This is a genomic window from Paraglaciecola sp. IT1134 (assembly GCF_058068185.1).
In genome coordinates this window covers 5048773-5065151 of the sequence record NZ_CM176486.1, presented here as the reverse complement: position 1 = coordinate 5065151, position 16379 = coordinate 5048773, and the positions used below count along the sequence as shown (strand labels likewise).

Sequence of the window (16379 nt, the reverse complement as noted above, 5' to 3'; positions counted from 1 at the left end):
CACTTACTCAGGGTTGTTTACGGGCTGCTTTGAAGATTTGGTATCGCTATCTTGCTCGTTCTGCTGTGGCGTTTCGCTCGGATATTGCTGATTTCTGAGTACGCCTTGCATATACATATTCCGGAAAAACACATAGGGATCTTCGGCTTCATCGCGCAGTTGCTCATAAGTCGGTGCTTGTGGAGCGAATTGATGAAAACCACCATAAATCTGGATATACAAGGTTTGGGGATCATCAGTGACATATTGTATGGGGCTAAATATTGATTCAGTAATCGTTGAGAAACCGTTCCTCAGGTCTGACTGCCCGAGTATAGGCAAAACTATATAGCTGCCATAACCCACGTCATAACTGGCTAAGGTGTCATTGATGGTGGACACATTTGATTCTAAATCAAACCAGCCCTTGGCCGGGTCAAAAAAGCCCAACACACCCACGGTGGAATTGATCAAAAATCGTCCTATACTTTTGCCACTGCTGCCTGCTTGGCCTTGAAACAGCTGATTCAAAGCATTAAGTGGTTCGCGAATATTACTAAAAAAGTTGGTTACGCCTTGTCTGACTGGCTCGGGTACCACTGCGGTGTATCCTTTACTTGCTGGAATTAACACGTATTCAAACAATTTATCATTGAATGCAAAAATGGGTCGGTTAATAAATTCCAGGGGATCATCAAAGGCCGGCACTTGCCCCACATCAGTCTCTGATTGGGCATCATCTGCAGCATAACTTACCACTGTCGGCTCTATGCTTTGTGTCCCATGGGAACTGTTAACTATAAGCTCCGTGCCAGGTTGTTTTTGTGTCGGTAAGCTGTCAAGTGGTGGGCTGGCTTTATGGGTACTACACGCAGATAGTAATAAAAAACAGCTGACAGCAAGGAACGGTTTGGGTAGACATGCAAATAATTTAACAGATTGCAACGGCGTATTCCTCAAGGTGTTTGGTCAAAATAGTAGTTCTAAAATTTCCTGCTTAACAATCCCCTATCTGGGCAGCTTTGGGTAGCCCTAACTGCAGGATTGTCATTCTTGGAAGCTCTAACGCACCAACAGGGCCGGGTAAATCTGTTAGTTCGAGTTAACAATGTCTCAAGCGTTCATTAAACAAGAGCCGTTTTAATATCCCTTGTCTGTAATTTACTACAATAATTGGGCCAAATTTAAGTTTTTGAATATTATCAATATTTTATAGAATTTAATGAAATATTGTAACTTTCAGGTAAAAGTTGCAGTTAGCAACTGACATTCTTTCCGGTTGTTACGCTAGAAGTGACCTATTCGGATCGTTCTAACTTGAATATCAAGGTTGATGGCTGTTCTGCTAATGATTAGAGGGCGATCTGTTTAACGAGCTTGCCAAGAGAACGAACAAGTTCGGCGAGGTGCCTGGTCTATTTGTCGTAAATTTGTCCAACCTGCAATAAAGGCGCGGCATCCAAAGCATCGGCATCCATCATTTTAGCGATCCTCTGCATGGTAGATACCAACTGGGTCTGTTCCCATTCATCCAGCGATTCGAAACGTTTGATGAAGTGATCTTGAAGTAGAGTCGGCGCATCTTTGATCGCGTCGAAGCCGGCGTCGGTGAGGTGTAAACCAACTTTGCGTTTATCGATGGTGTAACGCTGGCGTATAACATAGGCCTTGGCTTCTAAACGGTCCAATATGCTAGTGACAGTGGCGGGACTGAGATTAATATTTTGGGCAATATGTTTGACCATTACATCTTCGTTGGCGGCAATTTCCTGCATGACAATCAATTGTGGACTGGTCAGCCCGGTTTCTTTACTTAATTTCTTGGAGTAAAGATCAATTGCACGTATCACTCGTCTCAAGGAAACAAGTAATTCATCATACTTTTTCATAACTGTTAACTTCTTCAGTAAAAACCCGCGAACCCTATCAAATCTGCACTTTAATGCAACATAAAGCACGTCACTAGTGTTATTTGTCGCCTTATTTACTGCATCTGCGCAGTCTCTTGAGCACTCCAAAAGCGTTTGTAACCTACACATATGAAAGGTTAAATTTGATCTTTGCACGGAATTTGAGCATAATACCGTTCGTACACTAATTAATTGGGTTGAAATAATTAGTGTGGTACCTATTAATTCATTAACGGAGATACAATGAAAACGCTTATAGCGAACGGTAAGACGCTTGCAATATCTACCGAGGAAATCATTATAAATGCTTTACATTTTATCAGTTTCTGGCTTTTGACCACAGTTTCTTTATTAGGTTTAGCTGACCGCATCAGCAACACAGCCGACCATATACCCACCAGACAGTAGTTAGTTCAAAATGAGTTTTATTTCCACACTGTTACGTTTAACCGCGATATCAGGTATAGGCGTGTTTGTTTATCGTCGCTGTGCCAGTGACATGTGTGGCTATTTATTGGGTAGCAGACAAATTAAACCACAGTTCGATGTACTAGTTTTGCCACACAAGTTAGCGATAGCCGAGATCTTAGCCGGTGGTAGCACAAATTTAGTAGAGATTAATCCACCTGTTTTACCTGATGGGCAAACATTAAGTCGTCTGGTATACGAAATAATACCCGGGTTGATCACCAGCAGTCTAGTCATGTGGCTAGTCAGCGCCATTGGTCAACAACCCAATCATTCCACAACTCTGATGTTTGAAAAAAACAATCGTGTTTTGGCAGGACAACATGAATTTATAGGAGTTAGAAATGAATAAGCACAATTGGAAAAGCGTAGTCATTAAAGTTGGTAGCGCACTAATAGCACCACACCAAAATGGTTGCAGCAGCCATTATCTGTTGAGCATTGCGCAATTTATTGTTCGCTGTCGCACAAATGGCGTGCAAGTCGTACTGGTCTCCTCGGGTTCGGTCGCTGCCGGCGCCAATATTTTTCCAGATTCGCTGAAAATGAATATTGCTATTAAAAAAGCCATGGCCGCGGCTGGACAGACCGAAATGATGGCAACCTGGGACAAGTTATTTGATTTCCCCACGGCACAAATTCTGCTCACTCACGGCGACCTGCGAGATCGAGAGCGTTATGTGAGTATTAAAGAGACCATTTTTACTCTGTTAGAACACGGCGTATTACCCATCATTAATGAAAACGATACAGTTACTACAGACAATTTAAAAGTGGGTGACAATGATAACTTGTCGGCCATGGTGGCCGCCGCTGCGGATGCAGATGCATTGATCATCTGTTCAGATGTAGACGGGCTCTATGATAAAAATCCCAATGAGCATGACGATGCGGTGCTGTTGCCAGAAGTTACCACTATAGACAGTAAAATATATGCTATGGGTGGCGGCGCAACAAGTGCAGTCGGCACTGGTGGCATGAAAACTAAGATAGAAGCGGCAGAAAAGGCGACTTCCCATGGCATAAATACCTTTATTGTCAACGGCTTTAAGGCTGCGTCTTTTAATTCCTTGCTGGAGGGTAAAAATCCGGGCACGCACTTCATACCTTATGCCAAACCTATGCAAGAACATGTACATTGGATGACCCATACTTCAAAAGAGCAAGGGGAATTGGTGGTTGAAAATGATTTCGATACGTCCTTAGCGCTTGAAAGCGCCCAGTTCACCAGTGATGAAATTATTGAGGTCAACGGCGACTTTTCTGTGGGGGATACCATATTAGTCCGTAAAGGTGACGGAACCCGTTTGGCTAAGGCCAAATCCAATTACAGCAGCTGTCTGTTAAGTTTTATTGCCGAACAAAGTGATCGTAAATTTGCAGGTGAATTTCAAAGCAAAACCGGCCCCATCATTTCTGAGAAAAATATCGCTGTACTGGAGAAAAAATGAGTTTAATTACCGAATTATCTAGCAAGGCTGCACAAGCAGCACAAATCTTGGCCGTTCTTGATGAGGCCACTAAAGATAAAGTTCTCCAGGAAATGGCAGATGCGCTTCGCGCCCAGAAACAAATGATCCTGACGGCTAACGAACAGGATCTTAATGCTGCGCGGGACAATCAACTTGGTGATGCCATGCTTGACAGGTTGACGCTTAATGATGAGCGTATCGAAAGCATGGCCCAAGGAATTGAAACTATAGTGTCATTGCCTGATCCTGTCGGTAAAGAACGCATTATAGGCGAACGTCCTAACGGTTTGAAAATCAGTAAAATGCGCATTCCCTTAGGTGTGGTATGTATGATATTTGAAGCACGTCCCAATGTGACCGCAGATGCCGGGGCACTGTGTTTTAAATCGGGCAATGCCGTTATTCTGCGCGGTGGCAAAGAAGCCTTGGCTACCAGTAAAGTGATAGCCGGTGTATTGCAAAAGGTGCTTCTTCAACATAATCTGCCCCCCGAGCTCATCACTGTTGTGCCTAATCCAGACCGGGAACTGATGATGGAACTGATGCAGCAGCGAGCATACATCGACGTTATTATTCCTCGAGGTGGCGAAGGTTTAATCAACTTTGTGACGGACAACAGCAAAATTCCTGTGATCCAACATTTCAAAGGGGTATGTCATTTGTATATAGACAAAGATGCCGATCTGACGACCGCCCTTAATCTATTGGTTAATGGTAAAACTCACCGTACAGGTGTGTGTAACGCTATTGAAGGTTTACTGGTACATAAAGATATTGCCGAGGACTTTTTGCCCCTGGCCGCCGCCGCATTAAAAGATGCCCAGGTGAAAATTAATGCTAGCGCAGGGGCTGCCAAGTATTTCGAGCAAGCAAATATACTGGCAGAAAATGATTTTGGACAGGAGTACCTCGATTTGGAAATTGCGGTGCGCCTGGTAGAGAATATGGATGGCGCGTTAGCCCATATTGTACGTTTTGGCAGTCATCATACTGAAGTTATCTGTACTAAAAGTGAGCTTACTGCCCGGCGTTTTCAGCGCAGTGTTGATGCATCAGTCGTCATGGTCAATGCGTCATCACGTTTCTCTGATGGCTGCGAATTGGGTCTGGGCGCCGAAATCGGCATAGCAACTACTAAATTGCATGCTTACGGTCCAATGGGACTCGAATCGTTGACCACCGAAAAATACTTGGTCACTGGATCTGGCCAGATTCGCGCCTAAATAATCTCCAAAGACAGATAGCCACACTATGCCAAGCGTTATGTTGCCATAGTGTGGCTATAAACTAGACAGCAGAAAAGTGTGCTTGAGCCGACTTTGAACATTGCCTTTGTAGGTAGTGGCAAAATGTCATTAGTCTTAACTGATGGCTTGATAAAACACGCTCTCTAGCGCAGGAATATTTTGCTGGGTGATCCTCGTCCTTCTATTCGTATCTCAGCATTAGCTGATTTTCATATTGGAGTCGATGCAACCAACGAAGCTGCGGTGCGCTTTGCGGAGCTGTTGATAGTAAACGTGTATGGCGTACTGGTCAGTGAAGTATGTATGCAGTTTCGAAATGCCATGCAGAAAGCCTGGCGAACAAGGTGCTTATCCCTATAGTTGAGGGCATCAGCCACCGTACGTTGTGTCAATACTTGGGTGGAGCCAAACGAGTTATATGCGGCGCACCAAACTTGCCTAGTTCAATTTTTCAGGGGCTCCCCGCTTTACACACAGGTCTAGAATGTGGCGTGTAAGACATCACCACAGTGAATAGGTTATACAGGCAGTAAGTTAGGCAATCTGGGTGGAAGACCAAGGACAAATGGCAACGTTCACCTCTACCATTGGTGGTGCACCGGCTTATTTTTTCCTCTTTGTGGAAGTCATTGAAAAATCCGCATGCGCATAGGGCCTTGCCCCATCAGTCACTAGAATGGCCGTGTGTCAAAGTGCCACGGGTGCTGCCATGGCTAAAAGAAGTGTCAAACCTTTGCACGAACTGCGTGAGCAGGTCACCATGGTGTTCAGTTCTGCCAGTTGCGCTGTTAACGCCTTTAAGAATCAAAATATTGTCGGGCTGTTTGTAATTGCCATACAAAAAGCCGCAGATCAGGCTAGTGCTGCTTATTCTGATCGCTAGCCAGTGCCATTGAACAGGCAGCTTGCTATTAGTCGATAAATGGCCAGGATTTAGTTATTGCCGCTTCACGTGCCCCCTCGGGCAATCATATTTTTCCACCTCAGGTGCAAAAAACTTACATTTGGGTTCTGTCACAAGGCCTCGAAGCTATAAAATGTTGGCACCCTGTTCTGGATCCCGGGCTTCCTGAGCCTGCTGGCGAATGTCCCCGGTGTCACTGCTAAGATCATCCACCATGTGGTCATCACGTTGATCATTTTCAATATGTTCAAGGGTGCTGTCTGCCAATTCAACCGGCTTCTCAATACGGGTTGTAGGTATTTCTTTTGCAGGGGAGGCCTTATCCATTTGATGTATAGGCACTCCTTGTGGGAAAATAATTTCACGGGCATCATCAGGCATACTAATGCCATTTTTCTCAAATTCACGCATGATCAAACGCATCAACATGGATGAAACCTTGAGCACACTATGTTCGTGACTGTTTATCCAGAAATAGACCCGTAAATTGACGCTTGAAGATGCCAGGTTCTCAATCAAAATTTGTGGCTCAGGATCATTCAATACGGCCCGATGAGCGAGTAACACCCCGGTGGCCAGTTTTTGCGATGCCAATATACTGGAATCATAACCGATGCCGATAAGGAAGTGGCCGCGCATTTTTGGATTGGCGGTCAAATTGCGGATGATATTTTTGTATATGGTGGCATTGGGGATTTGTATGTGATTACCATCAAAATCAACCAGGGTGGTCGCTCTGGCTGTGACTTGTTTGACTACCCCTAACTGACCCTGGACTTCAATTACATCGTCTATTTTAAAGGGTTTTTGCACACTTAATAACAGGCTTGAAATGAAGTTTTCGGCGATATCACGAAAAGCAAAACCCAACACTAAGCCCATTACCCCAGTTCCGCTGACGATGGCAATGGCAAATTCGGTCAGTCCGGCGAAACGCAAAAATATATACAGGCCCAGTAAGATAATCAATAAGCTGATCAGCCTCCTGGTAACCAGTTCGATAAGCTGGCTTTGACTGACATAAGCAATGGGTTTGACCAACAGGGTTGATAAGGGTCTGGCAGCCAAATAAAATAGCACAAAAACGACTAGACCCAGTGCGATCATTGGTAGCGCGGTCAAGGTATTATGCCAAAGTAAGATCACGTCTTGCCAAATATCTATAGGTTGCACCCATCCCGCACCTTCTGTCGCCTTTTCAGCAGCAGGCATAGAATTGGCATAACCGCTGCTTAATAACATCATTATTACGGCCAATAGGCTCCGAATTTCCATAAGTTTTCCGCTCGTGATGGTTTAATTTTGTTAGATAAATAACATTAAGCTGGTTTAAGAACCAGTATGCTGTAAATAATATACTGATAAATGAGTTCTTGTATGGGCAATGAGTTCGGGTTCAATTGATGGAGAGTTAGGTGAATACTAAAAGAGGTCAACAGGCTCAATCACCAACCGAGCTGCCGCTTATTGCTTGGTGGGACATATTGCGTCGAACTTTTAAACACATGAATGAGGATAATCTGTCACTGATTGCCGCGGGGGTAGCATTTTATTTCTTGTTAGCTATATTTCCCATGCTGGCAGCACTAATTTCTGTTTATGGTTTACTTGTATCGCCCCAAGATCTGCAGGGGCATTTAAGTCACCTGATCGGTGTAATACCTGAACAAAGCAGGGATATACTGCAAACGCAAATCGAGCGGGTGATCAGCAAATCTGAAACTGCCTTAGGATTTGGGGCCGTGCTCAGTACCCTGTTCGCCGTGTGGAGCGCAAGTAAAGGGACCCAAGCCATGGTGACGGCCAGCAATATTACCTATGGAGAAAAACAAACTCAGAGCTTTTTTAAAAAGATCCTCCTGCGATTCACTTTAACCGTTTGCGCCGTATTAGTTATGGTACTGGCTTTATTTTCCATAGCACTACTTCCGATGTTATTGGATTCGGTCGGTCTACGGGCATACAGTAGTGGGATAATGAAATGGTTGACCTGGCCAATTCTAGCAATAGTATTTAACCTGGCTTTGGCGGCATTTTACCGCTATGGGCCTGATAGGAGAAATGCGAAATGGCGTTGGGTGACACCGGGATCAGTCCTTGCCAGTTGCATCTGGATACTTTTTTCCGGAGTGTTTTCATTTTATCTGACCAGTTTTGCCAGTTATGATGAAACCTATGGTTCGGTGGGCAGTGTGGTCATCCTTTTGATGTGGTTTTACATCACCGCCTTTATCGTTCTGTTGGGTTCTGAATTCAACGCGGCCATGGAGCATCAAACTGTGCAAGACAGTACTCATGGGCCTAACCATAAAATGGGTGACAGGGGCGCTCGGGTGGCTGACACGGTACCAGAGGACCTCAGATCAAAAATAGACTAACGGAATATTAAGCACAATTAGCAAAATGGGAACGGTAATTGCCTATGTAATAATTCGATTAACATAGAGGAGAGTTCACATGGATTTATTTCGTATTATTATCGCTATTTTATTGCCCCCTTTAGGCGTGTTTTTGCAGGTTGGTTTAGGCGGGGCGTTCTGGTTGAATATATTGTTAACATTACTTGGTTATATCCCGGGGATCATCCACGCTGTTTGGATCATCGCCAAAAGGTAACGTGTTTTCTAGCCGGTAAAATTAGCGCTTGGGTGTGTAACATTTTCCGGCTAAAGATCCTAAGAGAGGTTAGATGTCAAATCTACGCCGGTCGCGCATTATAAAAATTTCAGTAGGCCTCGTTGTTTTGCTGATACTAGCGCGTTTATTTGCGCCGCTGGCGGTTAAAAAGGGCATCAATTACGCTATCTCCACCACTGCCGGGATCAGCGGCAGGGTCGGTGATGTGGATATCGCCTTGTACCGGGGAGCCTATCAAGTAAACGACATTGAATTGTATATGGTGGATGGTCAGCAACAAAAGCCGTTGATTAAGGTTAGTCAATTGGATATTTCTATACTTTGGTCGGCATTGTTTAATGGCGCCATAGTCGCAGAACTGGTCTTCACCCATCCGGAGTTTTATTTCATTGACACCGCTGGACGAGATGAAAAAATTAACCCGGATGTAAAAGACGAAGAAACCTGGATCACATTGGTCAACCGTTTAGCGCCCTTTTCCATAGATCGCGTCGATATAATTGACGGGGTCATTGCACTAGAGACCTTCAGTGACGAACGTAGGACCGTCACCCAGATACAAGAAGTCAACGGTCAGATCACTAATTTGACCAACAGCCGAGCATTCTCTGGCAGTCTGGTCACGCAAATTTCGATGCAAGCAAAAGTTGCGGGTGTTTGCCCCTTAATAATGTCGGGTTCCTATGATCCTTATGCTTCTAAACCCACATTCGATTTCGACGTGGAAATGCAGCGTCTGCCCGTTAAACAAATTGACCACCTTATAAGTTTTTATACTCCTTTTGATTTTGAAGCCGGTGAAATAGATTTTGCCATGGAGTTAGCTGCCAAGCAGGGGCAGGTCCAAGGCTATGTAGAGGTAGGGGTATACCACCTGGACGTGTTTGACTGGCAAGAAGATGTCGTAAAGGATGGCGACAACCCGTTTGAATGGCTATTTGAGGGATTAACTGGTGGTTTGTCCGAGATCCTGGAAAACGATAAAAAAGATCTGCTCGCCACACGCATACCCTTAGAAGGGCAAATAGATAGTATTGACACTCCACTTTTACCAGCCATCGCGGCTATCTTAAAAAATGGTTTCGTAAAGGCCTTTGATATGAAAGTCGACAAAATCATCTCATTTGATGAAACCCCTTAATTTATAAAACACGCGGATGCACCCTATCGGCTCAAGCCATTTCAATTTATGTCTTCTCCCACTCTACCAAACGACTTTGGCACAGATTCGCCAGTATTCCACTTAACTTAATACTTCAGGAACACCATGGAAATCGGTACGATTACAACTACTGTACTGCTCGGATTTTTAACCTTTGATCACTGAACTAATATTAGAACCTTGCCTGAACCAAAAAGCCTGATCCAGCAGATATGCCGTGCAACTATTCCATTGTTTAATGTAAATATTTCAAGCATGAATTGCTGATTATCCCTTCGGAACTCACTAATGTATTTTAAGTTGTTTTAAATCAAATGGTTATAAAATATTTTTGATTGGCATGAATAACGCATTATATGTTTCGATTATAAAATAATTTTGAATATCAAGGAGAATATTATGTTGGGCTGGGCATTAACATTTTTAATTATCGCTATTTTGGCTGGTGTGATGGGTTTTGGTGGTATAGCCGGCACGGCTGCAGGTATCGCAAAGATTATATTTTTTGTGTTTCTAGTTCTGTTGGTTTTATCTCTGGTAGCAAATGCTGTTCGGGGTAAAGGCCCTAGGGTATAATCAATTTTTATCAACACTTTTTACTAATACATGGAGATTCACTATGAACTTACTTAAGAAATTTACCCTTTTAGCTTTGGTTTTCGGTTCACTTACTATGGTAACAGCCTGTAACGATAACGATGCTGAAGACGCTGGTGAAACAATGGACGAAATGGCGACTGACGCTGGCAACGCTATTGAAGACGCATGTGAAGATGTGAAAGAAGGTGCAAACGCAGAAGACACTGATTGTTAATATTCGGGTCTTACCTGTTATAAACACGTTGTAAAAAAAGGGGTGATTTCACCCCTTTTTTGTACCCCTGAATTGTCCGCGAATGTTATCTGTGGCACAGGGGGTTTTGTTTACAATCGGCCTTTGTCCAATAATGATCCATAATGGCGTAACGCCAGGAGTAGCTGAAATGTTACTACAAATCAGCATTATTATTTTTGCTGTTTCCTTAGGAGTGATCTTTTCGGCAGGCGGTATGGGGTCTGGCAGCCTGTTGACCACCTTTCTCGCCGCTTTTGGCGTGATAACGATTATAGCGGTTGTTGCCTTGGTAATTCTGGCCATGAAGACGAAAAAGCGCGACCAGCAACATTGATTCATTGCTTTTAAATTACTCGACTAGGTTGCCCCTAACATGAATACACGGATATTGCGGATTTGGGATTCTATCAGGACGAGCTTTTGGTTTGTGCCTTCGCTGATGGTCTTTTGTGCCATTATTATGTCGCAAGTATTGCTGCAATTAGACCGCTACGGGGTTAATCACACCAACGGGTTTTTTACCTTCTTTTACCAGACCTCTCCTGAGTCGGCCCGCGCACTATTAACTACTATTGCGGCTTCGATGATCACTGTGACCAGTATCGCCTTTTCTATCACTGTGGTGGCACTTAGCCTGGCGTCATCTCAATTTGGACCTCGCCTTATCCGTAATTTCATGATGGATATTGGCACCAAATGTGTTCTGGGTAACTTCGTCGCAACCTTTATTTACTGTTTGCTCGTTATTCAAGCCACCAAGTCTTACGGAGATACACCTTTTGTGCCCGGTATTTCCTTGTATTTCGCTATGGTGCTGGCAATCATAGGTGCGGGAGTGTTGATTTATTTTATTCATCACGTGGCTCGGGCCATTCAGGCAGATAATGTTATTGATGATGTGTATTGCGATTTACAACGCAATATAGACCGGCTGTTTCCAGAGCACCGGGATCAGCAAACCAATCTGATGGGTAAACAAGCCGCTGATTTTGAGCAGCGTTATCTCAATCATGTGGATTTGCCAGCTGGCCGCAGCGGCTATATACAAACCACTGATTTTAAGTATTTGCTCAAGCTGGCCTCCAGATGTGATATCGCCCTTGACGTACATCATATGCCGGGGGATTTTGTGTGCAAAAATGCCTGTTTGATCACGGCTTATTTCCAAGGTAACGCTTTGCCTTGTGAGCCCAATACCCTTATCGACTGTATCATTCAAGGGGGACAGCGTACACCGGTACAAGATGCTGAATTTGCTGTGCACCAATTGGTGGAAATTGCCGTACGAGCTCTTTCACCTGGGATTAACGATCCCTATTCCGCCATAACCTGTGTAGATAAATTAACGGCAATATTAAGCGAATTGACCAACAAACCGTTTCCTCAGGCTCACAGACGGGACGACTCAGGCGTATTGCGTTTAGTCTGTCGACCTATATCATTCGCAGGCATGGGAGAAGCAGCATTTAATCAAATTCGTCAATATGCTCACGGTAGTATTGCCGTCACCATTCGGTTGCTAGAAGGGTTAAATACCATAGTTAGGGTGAGCAAGAACGATGAGCAGCGGGACTTTGTACGTTCTCAGGCTTTGATGATTGAACAGGTGCAACGGGAAACGTCGCTTCCAGATAGGGACTGGCAGGATATAAACGGGCGATTAAAGCAAATCAAGACTCAACTCGAACTGAAAGCGTAGATCCACACCCTGCACAAAATGAAAGCTATATATAATTCCGTGAATATATTTCACGGTCAATGCCTCTAAACCAAAATACTTATTTAATATCAAACGTTTAGGTGTTGGCATGTAAATCGTAAGACGAAGCGTATTGATCACATACCGCAAGCTAAATGTAGCAAGCGAATGTATTTATGAGGACGTTATTATGCACAATATTTCTATTCCTACACCAGGTTTTGGTACCTACAGACTCAAAGAAGAGGAAGCCAAGACTGCGGTTTCCACCGCCATCGAAGTAGGTTATCGACACCTTGATACCGCGCAAATCTATGAAAATGAAGCTGAAGTGGGTGATGCTATCGCGGGATCTGGTTTACCCAGAGCGCATTTTTTTCTCACCACTAAGGTGTGGTATGAAAATTTATCGGCATCCAAGTTTCTTACGAGTGTACAAAATAGTCTGACTTTACTCAATACTGACTATGTCGACCTATTACTTATTCATTGGCCATCACCGGACAACGACGTCGCCCTGGAAGACTACTTAGGGCACTTGAAGGCCTGTAAAGAGCGTGGACTGAGCAAACATATCGGGGTATCAAACTTCACTGCGAGCCAGATAGCCCAGACCTTGTCGATTTTAGGCACTGACCAAATATTGACCAACCAAATTGAAGTACACCCTCATTTCCAAAATATCCAATTGGTAGAATGCTGTCAGCGCAATGGTATTCAAGTTGTTGCTTATATGCCACTTGGTGTGGGTAAAGTGATGGAGGATGAAATATTAAAAACCATAGCTCAAAGACATAACAGTACGCCTTCAGCTGTGTCATTGGCCTGGTTAAACCAAAAACACATTATCAGCATTCCATCTTCTACCAACATCAGTCATATGCGCGACAATCTGGCTGCAACCAAGCTGATATTGACACCACAGGATATGTCAGAGATCGCGGCTATCGAGCCACAGGAACGCATAGTCAATCCGGACTTTGCGCCAGATTGGTGATCTAGTCTCGCTATACACGTTAGCCTTTTGTCGGTAGCGCAATTTGTTTTTGCAAGCAAAGCAACCTTGCCAGGCGAAGTGGACCATGACTAGCCTGACTAGATGGCGGAATTATTTACATTCCTATCGCAATTGTTACGTTTTTAGCGCACTAACAACCCCAAAAATTAAGATAATAATCAATATAATCAATTGCTTGCGAGATGGCATGAATTTAGCTTTGGATATTGAGAATTTTAAAAAGGAGATAATTATGAAACATTCAATCATTTCAGTCTTAGTAGCCGTATCGTTAGGAACTGCGTCATTAGCTGCTAATGCCCAGAACAACTGGAAGGACACCGCTAGCGATGCCTGGATAGATGGTAAAGCCGAGACCACCCTGATGCTTAACGGTCATCTGGACTCGTTTGATATTAATACTGATGTAAAAGACGGCGTGGTTACCCTTACGGGTAAGGTGGATCGTCAGGTAGATAAATCCCTGGCAACTGAATTGGTCATGTCACTGGACGGTGTTAAGGATGTAGACAATCAGTTAACTGTCATTGCAGAATTAGACGCGGAGAAGGACGGTGAAATGATGCAGACCTTAAATGATGCAAAAATTGAAACCGTAATAAAAACCCGTCTATTATTTGAGTCGCAGGTAAGTGGGTTAGACATCGAAGTTGAATCGAAAATGGGTGCTGTCACCCTGACAGGCATGGTTGACTCTGACGCAGCGCGTCAACTAGCGGTGAAAATTGCTGAAAATACCACTGACGTGAAGAGCGTTGTGGATAATTTAAAAAACAATAAACTTAACCACAATGATTAGTGTTGGTGTGAATTAGGTATATCTCAACACCCGCCCTGTGCGGGTTTTTTTTTGCCCTTTAGTTATAACCGAAAAGTACGCTTATCTACTACCTTCTTGGCGGGTCAGCTCACCGCCGTATTTTTAACTTAAATATAATGTGATGGTGTATTTTGGCTTTGTAGATACTTTCATTGGCAATGCTATGTGTGAGGCTTAGAAGTTTCCTCACATTTTCTTTGTTGATGGTGGGTCTCACCGTGACTCAATACGTTCCGCCAATTCCGTCACCCGCCTTATTCCAAAAATTCCTCAGGGAAAATAGTCGAATCTGCTTGCTTGCAGCATTCTGTGCCTCTTTTTTGCAGAGCCGCCTGCTAACACCAGCCGTTGCGCAAAAGTATTTCTGTTTCTAACCACTCAAAACTGACCCCACTACCAGTTTTTTGTAATTATGCCAGGCTATATATATCGGAAAAATTTTGTAGCTGGCCTTTATTGAGCAATAATGGGCGACATCCCATTAAACCTTTTAGCAACGCAAAGCGGATGGGCAACAAAATTGATTTTCGCTTATTTGAGGTCATAAATCATGTCAGATAAAATAATTTCCCTGCCCGCAGGCCTTTACCAACGGGCTTTGTGCCATCGATATGTTCACTGGCTGCAAGCGAGCTGTTGTTGGTTCCTTTTAGGATCGTATAAAAGCGAATCACAGTTTCGTTTGCCAAGCTTGGTAGGGCGACATACAACAACAGCAACATAAATTTTGTGGCCATCCTCAAGGTGGCTTTAACTAAGAAAAATGCGGTAACAACTTTTACGCGCAGATTTTAATCAGGGCACGACAGATATTTATGTCTTATTGCATATGAAAGTTCAGGAGCATATCTGTTATTGTCCGATGACAACCTGTCTGTCAAAGGAAAAATGATGCCCGGCAGCCACCCGAGACTTCACGACTCACATGGAAAAAAATTTAATGGTATTATTTTTACTCGGAACCAACTAACTAGCCTGAGCTTTGAGGATTGTGAATTTATCAATTGTGATTTCAAAGACTTGCTCATTCAAGAATGTATATTTACCGATTGCCTGTTTACATCCTGCAATTTAAGTTTTGTCAAGCTCAATGCTAGTCAGTTCCTAAATGTGGAATTTTGTGCCTGTAAATTACTGGGTGTCAATTGGACAAATGCCTGTTGGCGAGGCTTGATGTCCGGGGCAGGATTGAAGTTCAAAAAATCTAACTTAAACTCATCAACTTTTTTTGCGTTGGGTATTGCCGGCATTCAAATCATTGAATGCAAAGCCCAAGATGTTGACTTTCGGGAGACGGATCTTACCAGCGCAAACTTTACCGGTACCGACCTTTATAACAGTTTGTTTGTGCGTACTAATCTTAGCCAAGCAAATTTTAGCGAGGCAACAGATTACCATATTGACCCGCGTTGTAATGTATTAAAAGGGGCACGCTTTTGTCGTTTCGAAGCCATGAATCTGCTTGCCGCTATGGATATTGATTTGATTGAGTAGCCCACAGTAGCAAGCCAGAAATTTTTTCTACCTATTACCCGCTCCTAGTCAAAGAAACCCCTAATAAGTGTAAAAAATACCTGTTTTGTAGGATATGCAATCGGGGTTCATCACCACATGTAGCTTTAACCACATCTAAACAGCTACTCCTTTAAATGTTAAGCTTAACCATTTGATAAATAACAAGTTATTTTGTTATATGTATTATGATATGCATTTCTACTAACTGGGGGTCTTGGTATCGTAATTGCACAACACTAGTCAGACTAGTTAGCCTTATTGGATCTATATGAAAGCCTTATTATCCATTTCTTCAGCTGTGTTATTAACCATGGGATCCTTATTGCTTTCTGTGCAAGCCGCAGATGACAGAACTGCAAAACTCCCCATGCCTAATGAGATAAAGGTACTTGCAACCCAATTAGATAACACCAATTATGATCTGAATGATCGCAATTCTCGATTACGTCTACAGCGAGCCCAATATTATTATCAATCCTCAGTTAAGCATTTGGATTCCGGCTGGAAAGCCAAAGCGCTAGACCATGCCCAGAGAGGGCTGAATTTACTTGCTCTGCAAGGCAGAATATCCTCAGGTGCCCCCACAGTCAGTTTTTAGTTCACTGCATGTGGGTATTTCAAGTACCTGTTACCCCATCCAAATCTTTAACCTGGGATTTTATTCCAGCTTTAGTAACATACCTTAGTACCCATCGAATTGTCAGTCACAGTGC

The 16379-nt window shown here is 43.5% G+C and carries 19 protein-coding genes; 16 read left to right on the top strand and 3 right to left on the bottom strand.

The window, feature by feature from the left end:
• Nucleotides 1-3 precede the first annotated feature (3 nt).
• Nucleotides 4-924: an MlaA family lipoprotein gene (locus tag AC3RV5_RS22175; RefSeq protein WP_489729729.1), complete on the bottom strand. Its 921-nt coding sequence runs from the start codon at nucleotides 922-924 to the stop codon at nucleotides 4-6.
• A 470-nt stretch (nucleotides 925-1394) separates the two neighbouring features.
• Nucleotides 1395-1868 (bottom strand): MarR family winged helix-turn-helix transcriptional regulator, encoded by a 474-nt coding sequence (locus tag AC3RV5_RS22170; protein WP_489729728.1) that lies wholly within the window; start codon nucleotides 1866-1868, stop codon nucleotides 1395-1397.
• A gap of 439 nt (nucleotides 1869-2307) precedes the next feature.
• Between AC3RV5_RS22170 and AC3RV5_RS22165 the strand changes: the two genes are divergently transcribed.
• The 5 genes from AC3RV5_RS22165 (at nucleotide 2308) to AC3RV5_RS22145 (ending at nucleotide 5959) form a co-directional block, all read left to right on the top strand.
• Nucleotides 2308-2709, top strand: coding sequence for a hypothetical protein (locus AC3RV5_RS22165; RefSeq protein WP_489729727.1), 402 nt, complete (start codon nucleotides 2308-2310; stop codon nucleotides 2707-2709).
• On the top strand, nucleotides 2702-3808 hold the full coding sequence (gene proB, locus AC3RV5_RS22160; RefSeq protein ID WP_489729726.1) for a glutamate 5-kinase: 1107 nt from the start codon (nucleotides 2702-2704) through the stop codon (nucleotides 3806-3808). Before AC3RV5_RS22165 ends, proB begins: the two co-directional genes overlap by 8 nt.
• Nucleotides 3805-5052, top strand: a complete 1248-nt coding sequence (locus AC3RV5_RS22155) for a glutamate-5-semialdehyde dehydrogenase (protein WP_489729725.1) — start codon at nucleotides 3805-3807, stop codon at nucleotides 5050-5052. Before proB ends, AC3RV5_RS22155 begins: the two co-directional genes overlap by 4 nt.
• 183 nt (nucleotides 5053-5235) lie before the next feature.
• Nucleotides 5236-5436 (top strand): hypothetical protein, encoded by a 201-nt coding sequence (locus AC3RV5_RS22150; protein ID WP_489729724.1) that lies wholly within the window; start codon nucleotides 5236-5238, stop codon nucleotides 5434-5436.
• Between the two features lie 349 nt (nucleotides 5437-5785).
• A complete protein-coding gene (locus tag AC3RV5_RS22145) occupies nucleotides 5786-5959 on the top strand; it encodes a hypothetical protein (protein WP_489729723.1) in 174 nt (57 codons plus the stop codon).
• A 147-nt stretch (nucleotides 5960-6106) separates the two neighbouring features.
• Here AC3RV5_RS22145 and AC3RV5_RS22140 read toward each other — a convergent pair whose 3' ends face one another.
• Nucleotides 6107-7255, bottom strand: coding sequence for a mechanosensitive ion channel family protein (locus AC3RV5_RS22140; protein ID WP_489729722.1), 1149 nt, complete (start codon nucleotides 7253-7255; stop codon nucleotides 6107-6109).
• A gap of 140 nt (nucleotides 7256-7395) precedes the next feature.
• On the opposite strand from AC3RV5_RS22140, the gene AC3RV5_RS22135 reads away from it, so the two are divergent.
• The 11 genes from AC3RV5_RS22135 (at nucleotide 7396) to AC3RV5_RS22085 (ending at nucleotide 16264) form a co-directional block, all read left to right on the top strand.
• A complete protein-coding gene (locus tag AC3RV5_RS22135; protein WP_489729721.1) occupies nucleotides 7396-8358 on the top strand; it encodes a YihY/virulence factor BrkB family protein in 963 nt (320 codons plus the stop codon).
• A gap of 79 nt (nucleotides 8359-8437) precedes the next feature.
• Entirely contained in the window at nucleotides 8438-8596 is a 159-nt protein-coding gene (locus AC3RV5_RS22130) for a YqaE/Pmp3 family membrane protein (protein WP_489729720.1), read from the top strand.
• Between the two features lie 73 nt (nucleotides 8597-8669).
• Nucleotides 8670-9758, top strand: coding sequence for an AsmA family protein (locus AC3RV5_RS22125; protein WP_489729719.1), 1089 nt, complete (start codon nucleotides 8670-8672; stop codon nucleotides 9756-9758).
• 420 nt (nucleotides 9759-10178) lie between these two features.
• The gene (locus AC3RV5_RS22120) at nucleotides 10179-10355 is read left to right on the top strand and encodes a DUF1328 domain-containing protein (protein WP_489729718.1); all 177 of its coding nucleotides are present in this window, start codon (nucleotides 10179-10181) and stop codon (nucleotides 10353-10355) included.
• A gap of 43 nt (nucleotides 10356-10398) precedes the next feature.
• On the top strand, nucleotides 10399-10593 hold the full coding sequence (locus AC3RV5_RS22115) for a hypothetical protein (RefSeq protein ID WP_489729717.1): 195 nt from the start codon (nucleotides 10399-10401) through the stop codon (nucleotides 10591-10593).
• A gap of 169 nt (nucleotides 10594-10762) precedes the next feature.
• Nucleotides 10763-10948: a hypothetical protein gene (locus AC3RV5_RS22110; protein ID WP_489729716.1), complete on the top strand. Its 186-nt coding sequence runs from the start codon at nucleotides 10763-10765 to the stop codon at nucleotides 10946-10948.
• Between the two features lie 39 nt (nucleotides 10949-10987).
• Nucleotides 10988-12313 carry a DUF2254 domain-containing protein gene (locus tag AC3RV5_RS22105; RefSeq protein WP_489729715.1) on the top strand — a complete coding sequence of 442 codons (1326 nt, stop codon included), beginning with the start codon at nucleotides 10988-10990 and terminating at the stop codon, nucleotides 12311-12313.
• Nucleotides 12314-12503: 190 nt separating this feature from the next.
• The gene (gene dkgB, locus AC3RV5_RS22100) at nucleotides 12504-13310 is read left to right on the top strand and encodes a 2,5-didehydrogluconate reductase DkgB (protein WP_489729714.1); all 807 of its coding nucleotides are present in this window, start codon (nucleotides 12504-12506) and stop codon (nucleotides 13308-13310) included.
• 253 nt (nucleotides 13311-13563) lie between these two features.
• Nucleotides 13564-14130: a BON domain-containing protein gene (locus AC3RV5_RS22095; protein ID WP_489729713.1), complete on the top strand. Its 567-nt coding sequence runs from the start codon at nucleotides 13564-13566 to the stop codon at nucleotides 14128-14130.
• Nucleotides 14131-15006: 876 nt separating this feature from the next.
• On the top strand, nucleotides 15007-15645 hold the full coding sequence (locus AC3RV5_RS22090; RefSeq protein ID WP_489729712.1) for a pentapeptide repeat-containing protein: 639 nt from the start codon (nucleotides 15007-15009) through the stop codon (nucleotides 15643-15645).
• A 289-nt stretch (nucleotides 15646-15934) separates the two neighbouring features.
• Entirely contained in the window at nucleotides 15935-16264 is a 330-nt protein-coding gene (locus AC3RV5_RS22085) for a hypothetical protein (RefSeq protein WP_489729711.1), read from the top strand.
• Nucleotides 16265-16379: the final 115 nt, after the last annotated feature.

Coding starts and splice junctions, on each gene's coding strand:
- AC3RV5_RS22170 (WP_489729728.1), bottom strand. CDS start 1,868: ATGAAAAAGTATGATGAATTACTTGTTTCCTTGAGACGAGTGATACGT.
- AC3RV5_RS22165 (WP_489729727.1), top strand. CDS start 2,308: ATGAGTTTTATTTCCACACTGTTACGTTTAACCGCGATATCAGGTATA.
- proB (WP_489729726.1), top strand. CDS start 2,702: ATGAATAAGCACAATTGGAAAAGCGTAGTCATTAAAGTTGGTAGCGCA.
- AC3RV5_RS22155 (WP_489729725.1), top strand. CDS start 3,805: ATGAGTTTAATTACCGAATTATCTAGCAAGGCTGCACAAGCAGCACAA.
- AC3RV5_RS22145 (WP_489729723.1), top strand. CDS start 5,786: ATGGCTAAAAGAAGTGTCAAACCTTTGCACGAACTGCGTGAGCAGGTC.
- AC3RV5_RS22140 (WP_489729722.1), bottom strand. CDS start 7,255: ATGGAAATTCGGAGCCTATTGGCCGTAATAATGATGTTATTAAGCAGC.
- AC3RV5_RS22130 (WP_489729720.1), top strand. CDS start 8,438: ATGGATTTATTTCGTATTATTATCGCTATTTTATTGCCCCCTTTAGGC.
- AC3RV5_RS22125 (WP_489729719.1), top strand. CDS start 8,670: ATGTCAAATCTACGCCGGTCGCGCATTATAAAAATTTCAGTAGGCCTC.
- AC3RV5_RS22120 (WP_489729718.1), top strand. CDS start 10,179: ATGTTGGGCTGGGCATTAACATTTTTAATTATCGCTATTTTGGCTGGT.
- AC3RV5_RS22115 (WP_489729717.1), top strand. CDS start 10,399: ATGAACTTACTTAAGAAATTTACCCTTTTAGCTTTGGTTTTCGGTTCA.
- AC3RV5_RS22110 (WP_489729716.1), top strand. CDS start 10,763: ATGTTACTACAAATCAGCATTATTATTTTTGCTGTTTCCTTAGGAGTG.
- AC3RV5_RS22105 (WP_489729715.1), top strand. CDS start 10,988: ATGAATACACGGATATTGCGGATTTGGGATTCTATCAGGACGAGCTTT.
- dkgB (WP_489729714.1), top strand. CDS start 12,504: ATGCACAATATTTCTATTCCTACACCAGGTTTTGGTACCTACAGACTC.
- AC3RV5_RS22095 (WP_489729713.1), top strand. CDS start 13,564: ATGAAACATTCAATCATTTCAGTCTTAGTAGCCGTATCGTTAGGAACT.
- AC3RV5_RS22085 (WP_489729711.1), top strand. CDS start 15,935: ATGAAAGCCTTATTATCCATTTCTTCAGCTGTGTTATTAACCATGGGA.